This window comes from Kitasatospora sp. MAP12-44 (assembly GCF_029892095.1).
In the GTDB taxonomy this organism is placed as follows: Bacteria; Actinomycetota; Actinomycetes; order Streptomycetales; family Streptomycetaceae; genus Kitasatospora.
Genome location: NZ_JARZAE010000004.1, coordinates 1550035 through 1561538 on the forward strand (window position 1 = coordinate 1550035; position 11504 = coordinate 1561538).

Annotated in this window: 7 protein-coding genes; 4 read left to right on the forward strand and 3 right to left on the reverse strand. The window is 71.8% G+C overall.

The genetic code is table 11. The features are described from left to right. Positions 1-140: 140 nt before the first annotated feature. Positions 141-548: a hypothetical protein gene (locus tag P3T34_RS07545; RefSeq protein ID WP_280665211.1), complete on the forward strand. Its 408-nt coding sequence runs from the start codon at positions 141-143 to the stop codon at positions 546-548. 92 nt (positions 549-640) lie between these two features. Here the strand turns inward: P3T34_RS07545 and P3T34_RS07550 are convergent, their stop codons facing one another. Next, the gene (locus P3T34_RS07550; protein WP_280665212.1) at positions 641-1081 is read right to left on the reverse strand and encodes a hypothetical protein; all 441 of its coding nucleotides are present in this window, start codon (positions 1079-1081) and stop codon (positions 641-643) included. Positions 1082-1098: 17 nt separating this feature from the next. Then, positions 1099-5505: a hypothetical protein gene (locus P3T34_RS07555; RefSeq protein ID WP_280665213.1), complete on the reverse strand. Its 4407-nt coding sequence runs from the start codon at positions 5503-5505 to the stop codon at positions 1099-1101. 301 nt (positions 5506-5806) lie between these two features. Here P3T34_RS07555 and P3T34_RS07560 point away from each other — a divergent pair, with 301 nt between their 5' ends. Next, the gene (locus P3T34_RS07560; protein WP_280665214.1) at positions 5807-6754 is read left to right on the forward strand and encodes an AfsR/SARP family transcriptional regulator; all 948 of its coding nucleotides are present in this window, start codon (positions 5807-5809) and stop codon (positions 6752-6754) included. Here the strand turns inward: P3T34_RS07560 and P3T34_RS07565 are convergent. Next, the gene (locus P3T34_RS07565) at positions 6741-8507 is read right to left on the reverse strand and encodes a cation:proton antiporter (protein ID WP_280665215.1); all 1767 of its coding nucleotides are present in this window, start codon (positions 8505-8507) and stop codon (positions 6741-6743) included. The two genes, P3T34_RS07560 and P3T34_RS07565, sit on opposite strands and share 14 nt — an antisense overlap. Positions 8508-8686: 179 nt before the next feature. Here P3T34_RS07565 and P3T34_RS07570 point away from each other — a divergent pair, with 179 nt between their 5' ends. Both P3T34_RS07570 and P3T34_RS07575 read left to right on the forward strand, forming a co-directional pair. Beyond that, the gene (locus P3T34_RS07570; protein WP_280665216.1) at positions 8687-10507 is read left to right on the forward strand and encodes a glycoside hydrolase family 15 protein; all 1821 of its coding nucleotides are present in this window, start codon (positions 8687-8689) and stop codon (positions 10505-10507) included. 41 nt (positions 10508-10548) lie between these two features. Beyond that, complete coding sequence (locus tag P3T34_RS07575; protein WP_280665217.1) at positions 10549-11496, forward strand: cyclase family protein; 948 nt, start codon at positions 10549-10551, stop codon at positions 11494-11496. The last annotated feature ends 8 nt before the right edge of the window (positions 11497-11504 follow it).

The following is an 11504-nucleotide window of genomic DNA, read 5'->3' on the forward strand; positions in this document are numbered from 1 at the left end:
CCGTAGCAGTTCGTGTGCCGACACTGCCGAAGCTGCTTCAGAACCACGCGACACGCTGTCACCGTGCGTGTCTCTGCGGTGAACGCGGCCGACCGTGCTGTGATGGCCGAAACCCGGGCGCGAACCGAAGGAGCACCCCTATGTCCAGAATCCGTACCGCAGCGGTCGCCGCCGCACTGGCCACAGCCCTGCTGACCGTCGGCACCGCCGGCGCGACCAGCGCGGCGGCCGCCACCCGAGGCGCCGTCCAGCCGCAGACCGTGACGGGCGACGTCATCCCGAACGGGGCCGACGGCAGCCAGCACACGCTGATGTGCCCGCCCGAGGAGAGCGTCCTCAGCGGCGGCTACGCCCTGACCGCGCAGCCCGGCCACACCCTCGCCCCGCTGCCGGCCGACCTGCTGGAGAGCCGGCCCAACGCCGACGCCAGCGGCTGGATCGTCTCGGTCCGCAAGTTCCAGCAGAGCGAGGACCACAAGCGGTACGAGCCGGCGAACCTCACCCTCTATGTCGCCTGCACCCAGGGCGAGAACACCCCCGGCGGCTGACCGGGGAGTAGTAGCGGCCCGGCGTACGACGGCGCCCCGCCCGGATGGGGCGGGGCGCCGTCATACGCCAGCTGTCATACGCCAACGGAGCGTCAGTCGCAGGGGTCCCCGGCGCTCCCCTTGACGATCACCACGCCCTTGGAGTTCTTCATCTCGTAGGTCACCGTGCTGCAGCCACCGCGCTTCTGCACCACCGGGCCCGCGAAGTCCTTGAAAGTGCCCCGGTTGGTGACGCAGGGGTCGCCGGTGTAGTTGTCGCAGATGGTGATGCTCATGTACTTGGCCTGGCCGTAGTACGCGCCCTCCGAGTAGAGGATCGCGCAGGCCGGCTCGTCCGACATCACGGCCGAGGTCTTGTTGTAGATGTACAGGGTGGCCATCGGCACACCCTTGCTGTCGTTGAACCGCTCGGCGTAGGAGATGTGCGTCAGCCCGGCGCAGTCGGTGGCGGCCTGGCTGGTGCCGGGGAAGGCGATCAGCATGCCGCCGGCGAGGACGAGCGGCGAGAGCATGGCCGCGAGGCGCTTGATCATGGGGGTTCTCCTCCTGGTCAGGGGGTGTAGGTGGTGTTGAAGGGGGTCAGCGGGTCGTCGCAGTGCACGACGTGGCTGGGGATGTCGCCGGGGGCGTTGCCGATCACCGGGAACGGGATGCCGATGTTCCACGGGTTCCCGCCGCTGCCGCGCTGCGAGTTGTCGCACTGGCCGTAGGCGTTGCCCGCGTCGCTGTTCACGCCGGGGATGTTGGAGAAGTCCTTCCAGTCGCCCTTGTGGATCGGCTGGCTGGTCGGGTGCCCGGCGCCGTCGACGAGCTTGCCGTCCAGGTAGAGGTACAGGTCGGGCATGTAGCTCTGGTAGACGATGCTGTCCACCGGGGTCATGTCGCCGTCCGAGTGCTGCTGGGTGGTCTTGACCGTGCCGTCGGCGCAGAAGTCCGCGCTGATGCTGTGCCAGATCGGCGGCGCGTTGCCGATGGTGGCGCCGAAGGTGTTGGTGCCGTCCGGGCCGGAGTTCTTGAAGAACATCGAGTAGATGTCGCCCAGCGCGTTGCCCAGGCCGCTCTCCACCCGCGGGTCGGCCTCCACCGTGTTCAGCCACGCGTGGAAGTTGGCGTCGGTGCTGGGCTGGGCGGTCATCGACCGGTAGCCGTGCACACCTCCGCCCACGTAGCGGACCTCCGCGCACGTGCCGGTGGAGTCGATGTCGGCTCCCTGTAGGTGCGGCAGGTACGCCTGGCCGGGCACGATGCCGTCGGCGAGCGGGTCGACCGCGGTGGTCTTGCCGCCGCTGTACTGGTAGGCGTCGATCTCGTTGTAGCGCAGGTCCGGGGCCGCGATGCCGTAGTCGGAGCTGACCGCCTTGATCAGGTTGACCACGAAGCTCGGCAGGTGCGCGTTGCCGACCAGGGTGTCGCCGTCGACGTGCTGGGTGCCCGGGACGATCTTGCCGTCGCCGCCCACCACGAAGGTGACGTCGAGGTCGGACTTGATCTTGTAGGAGTTGCGGTCGCTGAAGGCCGCGGCCGGCGTCTTGGCGGGGTCGGGGCGCGGGTTGGCCATGCCCATCCACACCGGCTCGGACATCGCCGGCGCCGAGCCGTCGGCGGTGGGCGTGTGCCCGCCGGCCACCAGCTGGTTGTACCAGGCCTGGGCGGCGGCCTGGGTGGCCGGGCCCGCGCAGTTCAGGCCCATGTGCTGCTTGTCCGGGCAGGGCGGGCTGGCCAGGATGCCGTTGTGGCTGAAGCCCGGGTTGTCCCAGTCGTTGCCGCCCTTGGTCCACTCCATCGCCCAGTTGTAGAGCGTGGTCATGTCGCGCAGCGGGGTGTCGATCACGGTCGGGATGTTGCTGTCCAGGCTCTGGTTCGGATCGAAGACGGAGGCCGCGGTCAGCGTCCGGTGCACGTACTTCCCGGCGTACGGGACGAACGCCAGCGCGTTGTAGGCCACCGTGGTGTCACCCGAGGTGGTGTCGTCGGTGGTGTTGGTGAGCACCACCTTGGCGTTGGTCCCGAGCGGGAAGTACCCGACGGTGACCCAGCCGTTCATCGCCGCGCTCTGGTCCACCACCCGGTCGTAGACCTGACCGCTCTGGGTGGTCACCTGGTAGTGCGCGGACTTGGTCTTGTTGCCCAGGTACGGCATGTAGGCCTCGACCTGGTACAGCCCGCTCGTCAGCACCGGTGTCCAGGTGCCGGTGGTCTTCAGCAGGTCGTTCCAGTCACCGGGCTGGCGGCCGTGCGAGAACCAGTAGTGCGAGCCGAAGCCGCCGGCGATCTGCTGGAGATCCTCCTTGGCCTCGTAGTGGTTGCTCTCGTCCGCACCGAAGCTCCAGCTGAAGCTGCCCTTGCTGGTCCAGCCCCGGGTGGCGCAGCGGGTGCGCGGCACGCTGTCCGCGAGCTCGTCGACGATCACCGCGTTGCTCGGCAGTCCGGCGGTGTCGCACGGTCCCGGGTGCGGATCGGCGTTGCCGGGCTCGGGCCGCACCGTCTTGTACGTGAGGTACTCGGTGCCGCACTGGTTGAGCGTCAGCGAGGCGCCGGTCAGCGCGCAGTTCTTCCAGACGGTGGAGGACTGGTGGTACCAGTACGGGGTGTAGCAGCCGGGCGTGGCGCATTTCGTCAGGTGGTTCGGGTCACAGCCGTTGGAGGCGTTGCAGAAGGTGCCCAGCGGCGGCAGGATCGCCTGCGTCCGGTTGGCCGCGGTGGACCAGTAGGCCGCCGAGTAGCCGTGCGTGTTGCCGCTGTTCTGCACACCGTTGTCGTCGTAGGAGCGGCCGGTGTCGATGGGGAAGGCACCCCATCCCATCACCTTCTCCTCGTAGGACCAGTACTGCGGGTGCGCGGCCTCCGAGTACTGGTTGTTGTCCAGGAAGGCGGGCCGGTCGGCCGGGTAGTCGGGGTTGGCCGGGTTGTTGGCCCAGCCCAGGCCCCAGTTCGCGGCGCCGGCGCCGGGGAAGTTGAAGCCTTCGTTGTAGTCCCAGACGGCGGCGAACCAGTTCTCCGGGCGCGCGGGGTCGTCGTTGTTGAGCGTGACGGTGTTGCCGGGCTGGTGCAGCTCGTTCCACTTCTCCGCCAGGATCTCGGCGGAGTAGGCGATCCCGGTCGCGTAGTCCAGCGCCACCGCGCGCTGCGAGTTGGCGGGCAGCAGGGCCTCACCGGGCTTGGCGTGGCCGGCGATCCGCATCCCGTCGGTGGCCTGGCCGATGCCGTAGCCGCAGTCCGCGCCGTCCCAGTTGATCTTCCAGATCTTGGTGGCGTCGTACCCCTTGGTGCCGGGGTAGATGTTGACCCCGTAGAAGTTGCCGACCAGCGGGTTGCCGTACTCACCGGGTTCCGCGTGCGAGGAGGCCTGCCACAGGTTGGACTCCTGGGCCAGGATGCCGAGCAGCACCTGGGCCGGGATCCGGCCGCCGGTGGTCAGCGTCACCGGCGGGAACATGGTCTGCGGGGACCAGGCGGGCAGGCCGGACTGGTGCCAGTTGGCCGGGCGGCTGATGTTGGGCGAGGTCAGCAGGCCTCGGATCGCCATGTCGGCGGCCCACTCCACCTGGTTGGGGGTGGGCTGGTAGACCATGCTGCCCGGGTCGTTGCGCGGCACCGAGCAGTAGCGGTCCTGGTCGACCGGGTCGTTCGCCGGGCTGAGGGCGGCGGCCTTCGCCGCGCTCTGGCCTGAACTCTGGCTCTGGGCCGCGCTCTGGCCTGAACTCTGGCTCTGTGCGAGCGCCTTGGCGGCCCGGTCCGCGACCGGGGCACCGCCCGCGATATAGGGCAGCAGCGGCGAGGGAGCGGCTCCCGCGCCGCCGGAGACCGCGTCGGTCGTCGGCACCGTGAAGCTGACCGCCTTGCCGGTGGCCGCCGAGGTTGCCGCGATCTGCACCGGCTGCGCCCCGGCCGCCGGTGCGCTCAGCGGATCCGACACCTTGGCTGCCAGCGACAGCGGAGCGGCCTGGTTGATCACCAGCCCTCCCTCGGTGGACAGTTGGGCCTGGGCCGGGGCCTGACTACGGCTCAGACCGGACGGCAGCTTCGCAACCGAGTCCGCCTGCCCGGTCACGAAGACCTGCCCGTGCGCACCCGCGGTCAGCCCCAGCTGCCCGAGTTTGCCGTGCGCCAGCGTGCTGACCTTGTCGCCGGCCGACAGCTGCCGGGCCGTCACGTCACTGCCCTGCGGGTCGAGGTAGCTCACCCCGCCTCCCGCGTCCGGGTGCAGGCGCAGCGCGGTGCCGCTGGTGGTGGCCAGCGCGGTCGCCGTCCCGTTGGACGCGATGCCGAGCAGCTGGTGCCCGGCCGCCGCGACGATCCGGTCGCCGACCGGGACCGCCGAGGTGGCCTGCCCGTCCACCGTGGCCGTGGCTGTCACCTTGCCGGCGGCCGCGTCCACGGTCTGCAGCTGGGTCTGGGCGCCGGTGCCGTCCTCGGCGGCCTGGGTCACCACCGCGGTCTCACCGGCTCCGCAGCCGGGGTCGAAGTAGGCCAGGCTCGCGTTGACGGGCAGCTTGGTGACCGCCCCGGTGTCCAGGTCGACCACGGCGGTGAAGCCGCCCCGGTCGAAGAGGTCCTGGCTGTCGGTGAAGGACCGCGGCGCGTAGACGACGACCGCGCGCTTGCCCGAACCGGTCACACAGGCGTTGCCGATCCACTGGTCGGTCTCCAGGCCCGGCTCGGCCAGGGTGGCCACCGTGCGCCAGGTGTAGCCGGCCTTGGCATCCGCCACCAGCAGGTGGAATCCGGTCGCGTCGCCCGAGGTGGTCCACGCGCGGTCGGTGGAGTGCTGCCAGTCCTTGCCGAGCACGCCGGCCCGGTCAGCCGCCGCCACGGTGTCGGGCCCGGCGGCCGCGGGGACGGCCGTCGGGCCGTCCGAGGTCTTCGCCCAGGCCGGACCGGCCGGGGCGAAGGCGGCCAGTACGGCCGCCGTCCCGAGCAGCGCTATGGGTACGCGCGCTCTGTTTCGTGTTTTCAAAGGGTTTCCCTGGGGAAGTGACTGCCGCGGCGGGGTCACCGCGGCGCGCCGGTCCACCGGCTGCGTCCCCGGACGCGGCCCGCTCACCCGACTTGGGAAGATCTTGGTACGACCCACTCACCAGCCCGTAACGGTGTGCTAACCACCCCTTGTCACCTGCGTTTTCGCCGGTTCGCTAGGATCCGCAAGGCACTGTGGTGCTGCTGGCGCATGAACGTACGGGGGTACGGATATGAGGTTCACACTGCTGGGGCCGGTGACAGTGACCTGTCAAGAAGGGAAGTTGTCCGCCGGGGCGCCGATGACTCGCAGCCTGCTGGCGGTCCTGCTCGCCGAGGCCGGACGGACGGTGCCGGACGGGCAGTTGGTCGCCGCCCTGTGGGGCGAGCGGCCGCCGGCCACGGCCACGGCCTCACTGCACAACCACGTGATGCGGCTGCGCCGACTGCTCGGCGACGGCGGGGCCGCCCGGATCCGGCGCTCGCTGGACGGCTACCTGATCGAGGTCCGACCCGGGGAACTGGACCTGCACGACTTCGAGGACGCCGCCCGGCGCGGTAGGGCGGCACTGGCGGACGGCGACTGGGCCCGGGCGGCCGAGGAGCTGGCCCGGGGGCTGGCCCTGTGGCAGGGCGAGCCGCTGGTCGGCCTGCGGGCCTGCGCCCGGCAGGCCGCCGGCGCGGATCGGCTGTCCGAGGCACGTCTCCAGGCGGTCGAACAGCTCGCCGAGGCGAGGCTGCGACTGCACGCCTACGGCCAGGTCATTGCCGACCTCGGCCCGATGGTCCGCCGCCACCCGTGGGCCGAGAACCTGCACGGCCACCTGATGCACGCCCTGTACGGCGCCGGCCGGCAGGCCGACGCGCTGGCCGCCTTCCAGCAGCTGCGCCGCGAGCTGCGCGCCGAGCTCGGGGTCGAACCCTCCACGGCCGTAAGGGAGTTGCATCACCGGATCCTGACCGGCGACCCCACCCTGCTGAGCGGCCCGCCGGCCCCACCCGCGGGGCTCGGGGACGGGGACGCCGTCGGGGTCGGAGGCGGGGTCGGCGAGACCGCGCTGGACGACCTGGCGGACGCGCTGCGCGCGGCACTGGCGGCGGTGCGCCGCCTCGGCGACCGGAGCGGCGAGGCCCGGGTCCGGGTGGCCCTGGCCCAGACGCTGATCCGGCTGGCCGCCTACCGGGAGGCGGAGCGGGAACTGCTGGCCGCCCAGCAGATCAGCCGGGTCTGCTGCCTCAACCGGGCGTAACTCGCGAAGGGGAGAGCAGGACGACGGTGTCCCCCTCCCCCGGCACCGGGCGGTGCGCCTGGGTGACCGGCTCCAGCCGGCCATCCCCCCGCACCACGAAGAGCGTCTCCCAGCGGGCCGGCACCTGCTGGCCGGCCGGCCGGGCCACCACGGCCGCGCCGCCCTGGTACCGGCCGGCCAGCGCCGCCCCGGTGAGCTCCGTGCCGAACAGCACCTCGCCGCCGAGGAACGGGGCGACCACGCCGACGCTCTCGCGCGGCGCCCCGACCCGGTGCACCGACCCCTCCAAGCTCCCCCGCAGCACGGCCGCCGCCAGGGCGTTGAAGTCGTCCTCGGCCGTGAGCAGGAACACCGAGGTGATGCCCTCCAGTTCGGCCCCCTCCCCGGTGGCGGCGGCCAGCAGTTCCCCCGGCGCCAGCTCCAGGCCGACCTTACCGATCCGCTCGCGCTGCTCCTCCAGACCCGCCCACATCAGCACCTCGAGACCCGCCGACCGCAGCGCCAGCCCCAGCTCCACCACCCACGGCTCACCGCCGACCAGCAGCGGGCGGGAGCGCGACGGCCGCACCACACCGAGGCGCCGCGCGACCACCGCGGCGGTGAACCCGTACAGCGTCACGGTCGCGACGATGACCACGAAGGTGGCCGGCAGGATCTTGGTGGCGCCGCCGATCCCCTTCGCCACCAGGCTGGCGGAGAACGTCGACGCGGTCGCCGCCGCGACGATGCCGCGCGGCGCCATCCACCCGACGAAGCCCCGCTCACCCCGGGACAGGTCCGTGCCGAGGGTCGAGAGCAGAGCGACCATCGGCCTGACGACGACCACCAGGACGGCGGCCAGGGCCAGCGCGGGAAGGGCCACATGACTCAGCGACTGCGGAGTCACGGTGGCCGAGATCGAGATGAAGAGCAGGCCGAGGATCAGGCTGACCAGGGTCTCGAAGAACACCCGCCGGGCCGGCACGCCGAAGCTCATCAGGTTGGCCACGGCCAGGCCCATCACCACGGCGGCGATCAGCCCGGTGTCGTCGCGCAGCGCGTCGCAGAAGGCCGCCACCCCGATCACCGCGGCGAGTTGCGCCGTGGTGCCGATCACCGCGCCGAGCCGCACGAACCGGAACAGCAGCCACAGCACGGCGGCCCCGACGACGCCCCCGAGCAGCCCGATCCCCACACTGCCGAGGAACTTCAGCGCGCCGGTGCCGAACCGGTGCCCGGTGCCGGCGTCGACCAGATGGAAGACGAGCGCGCCCAGGATGCCGCCGACCGGGTCGATCAGCGAGCCCTCCCACACCAGGATGTGCTGCAGCCGGTCCTTGGGCCGCACGAAGCCGAGCAGCGGCCCGACCACCGTCGGCCCGGACACCACCAGGATCGCGCCGAGCATCAGGGCCGACCCCCGGTCCATCCCCAGCAGCGGAATCGCGAGGGCCGTCCCGGCCAGCCAGCTGAGCAGGACGCCGACCCAGATCAGCCGGACGACGACGCGCCGGGTGTGGCCCTTCAGCTTCCGAAGGTCCAGCCCGAGGCCGGCGTCGTAGAGGATCACCGCGACCGCGAGCGACACCAGGGGCGAGAACGCCGCGCCGAGCATCCGCTGCGGGTTCAGGTCGTCGAACAGCGCGCCGCCGGCGAATCCGACCGGCAGCAGGACGATGAGCGCCGGGATGCGCAGCCGACCCGCCAGAATCTGCGACCCGACGGCGAGCAGCACGGTCAGGCCCACGCCGACGAGGATCTGATTGGTCGTCACCTCCGGGAGCGTGCGGGCCCACGTCGGCAGAGTCAAACCGGACACGTCCATCCGGGTTCGAATCCCCCGGTTTTTCGCCCGCCGGGCCCAACCCGCTCAGCCCATGCGCGACCGCGCGCCCTGCCGGATAGTGGTCAGAGGGGGCATCCCGACGGCGTCCCGACAGTGCGGAGCAACCCATGGACCGCTACCCACCCATCGCCGAGCACGGCCTGGTGGGCGACCTGCAGACCGTCGCCCTCGTCTCGGCGCAGGGCGTGATCGACTGGTTCGCCGCGCCCAGATTCGACTCGCCCAGCGTCTTCGCCGCCCTGCTGGACCACGACAAGGGCGGCTACTTCCGGCTGGCGCCCGAGCACCCCGACATCACCTACCGGCAGCTCTACTACCCGGACACCGCCGTCCTGGTCACCCGGTTCATGTCGCCGGACGGCGTCGGCGAGGTGCTCGACTACATGCCGCCGGACCGGACTGCTGTCGCGACCGACCGGCACACGATGATCCGCGTCGCGCGGGCCGTCCGGGGCACGGTGACGTTCACCCTCGACTGCCGCCCGCGCTTCGACTACGGCCGCGCCGAGCACCAGTTGGAACTCGGTGCCGGGGGCGGCGTGTTCCGGGCGCCCGGAATCAGCGCGTACGTACAGAGCACCTTCGCGCTGGAGCGCGACGGCCAGGACGTGACGGGGACGGTCACGCTGAACGCCGGCGAGCACGGGTGCGTCGCGTTCACCGTGTGCGAGCCGGGCGGCGAGGCGCCAGAGCCCCCCACGACCGACGGCATCACGGCACAGCTCTGGGAGACCGTGGAGTTCTGGCGCGAGTGGCTGCGCACCTCCACCTACCGCGGCCGCTGGCCCGAGCTGGTGCACCGCTCGGTCATCACCCTCAAGCTGCTCACCTACGCGCCCACCGGGGCCCTGATCGCCGCCGCCACCATGGGCCTGCCCGAGCAGGTCGGCGGGGAACGCAACTGGGACTACCGCTACACCTGGGTCCGCGACGGCGCCCTGTCGGTGCGGGCCATGCTGGACCTCGGGTTCGTCGACGAGGCGACCGCTTTCATCCACTGGCTGGTCGCCCGGCTGCGCGAGCGGGCGGGCGCCGGGGGTGAGCCGCTGCAGACCATGTACCGGGTGGACGGCGACCCGGACCTACCGGAGGAGAGCCTGGAGCACTGGGAGGGCTATCGCGGCTCGTACCCGGTGCGGGCCGGCAACGGCGCGGCCGACCAGCTCCAGCTGGACATCTACGGCGAGGCGGTCTACGCGCTCGCCCAGGGCCGCCACATCGCCCAGCAGGCCAACTACCAGGGGTGGAAGGCGCTGGCCCAGACCCTGGACTGGCTCTGCGACAACTGGGACCGGCCCGACGAGGGCATCTGGGAGACGCGCGGCGGGCGCAAGGACTTCACCTACAGTCGGGTGATGTGCTGGGTCGCCCTCGACCACGCCCTCCAGGCGGCGGAGATCTTCCGCCGGCCGGCCAACACCGCGAAGTGGACCGAAGCCCGGGACGCCATCTTCGAGCAGGCGATGGCGCGCGGCTGGAGCGAGTCGGAGCGGGCCTTCGTCCAGCACTACGACGGCGACGTCCTGGACGCCTCGCTGCTGCTGATGCCCAGGGTCGGGTTCATCGCCCCCAAGGATCCGGCCTGGCTGTCCACGCTGGACGCGATGGACCGCAAGCTCGTCTCCGACAGCCTGGTCTACCGCTACGACCCGGCCTCCTCACCGGACGGCCTGCGCGGCTCCGAGGGCACCTTCAGCCTCTGCACCTTCCTGCACGTGGACGCGCTGGCGCGGGCGGGCAGGCTCCCGCAGGCCCGGTACGCCTTCGAGAAGATGCGTACCTACGCCAACCACGTCGGCCTGTTCGCCGAGGAGATCGGCCCGAGCGGGGAGCAGCTGGGCAACTTCCCGCAGGCGTTCACCCACCTGTCGCTGATCATGGCCGCGATCACCCTCGACGAGGCGCTCGACAGCGCGCAGGGCCGCTGACCGGGCGGCCCCGAGCGCGCCCGCCGAGAGGAGCACCGCCGATGGCCACCTCGCGCACCGGCCCGGCACCGCCCCCGCTGACCGCCGCCGAGTTCGCCGCGCTGTACGAGCGCGTCCGGCGCGAGCGCGGGCCGGGCGGCCCCGCGCAGGGAGCTCTGGCCACCGTCACTCACCGGCAGGTGCTGGCCGCGGTGGGCGAGGTCCGGTCGGGCCGCACGGTGACCATGGCCGCGCCGATCGAGACCCGGCCGGGCCCGGACAATCCGGAGCCCAGCGACCACCTCATGACGGGCGCCGTCCGCGGGTCCATCGAAGCGAGCGGGCTGGACTTCGCGCGCGACCGGATCGCCATGAACGTGCACGGCGACGTCGACAGCCACATCGACGCCCTCTGCCACGTCGTCTACGACGGGACGCTGTACGGCGGTGTGCCCGCGAGCACGCTGACCAGCGGCGGCGCGAGCGAGCTGTCCATCGATCTGGCGCACGACGGGATCGTGGGACGGGGCGTTCTGCTCGACATCCCCCGGCTGCGCGGGGTGCCGTGGCTGGAGCCCGGGGAGCACGTCACCGGCGAGGAGCTCTGCGCCGCCGAGGCCGCGCAGAGCGTCCGGGTCACCGAGGGCGACCTGCTCTTCGTCCGGGTGGGCCACCGCCGCCGCCGGGGCGAGCTCGGCTCGTGGAACACGGCCCAGGCCCGCGCCGGTCTGCACCCGACGGCGATGGAGTTCCTGGCACAGCGCCGGGTCGCGGTGCTGGGCAGCGACGGCAACAGCGACACCGCCCCCGGTACGACCGAGGGCGTCGACTTCCCCGTGCATGTCCTGGGCATCCACGCGATGGGCCTGCACCTGCTGGACTACCTGCAGTTCGAGGACCTGGTGCCGCTCTGCGAAGCCGCCGGCCGGTGGTCCTTCCTCTGCGTGATCGCCCCGCTGCGGCTGCCCACGGCCACCGGCTCCCCGGTCAATCCGATCGCGATCCTCTGAGATCCCCT

Excerpts from the sequence above, each read along its gene's own strand:
- P3T34_RS07545 (WP_280665211.1), top strand. The coding sequence starts at position 141 with ATGTCCAGAATCCGTACCGCAGCGGTCGCCGCCGCACTGGCCACAGCC.
- P3T34_RS07550 (WP_280665212.1), bottom strand. The coding sequence starts at position 1,081 with ATGATCAAGCGCCTCGCGGCCATGCTCTCGCCGCTCGTCCTCGCCGGC.
- P3T34_RS07560 (WP_280665214.1), top strand. The coding sequence starts at position 5,807 with ATGACTCGCAGCCTGCTGGCGGTCCTGCTCGCCGAGGCCGGACGGACG.
- P3T34_RS07570 (WP_280665216.1), top strand. The coding sequence starts at position 8,687 with ATGGACCGCTACCCACCCATCGCCGAGCACGGCCTGGTGGGCGACCTG.
- P3T34_RS07575 (WP_280665217.1), top strand. The coding sequence starts at position 10,549 with ATGGCCACCTCGCGCACCGGCCCGGCACCGCCCCCGCTGACCGCCGCC.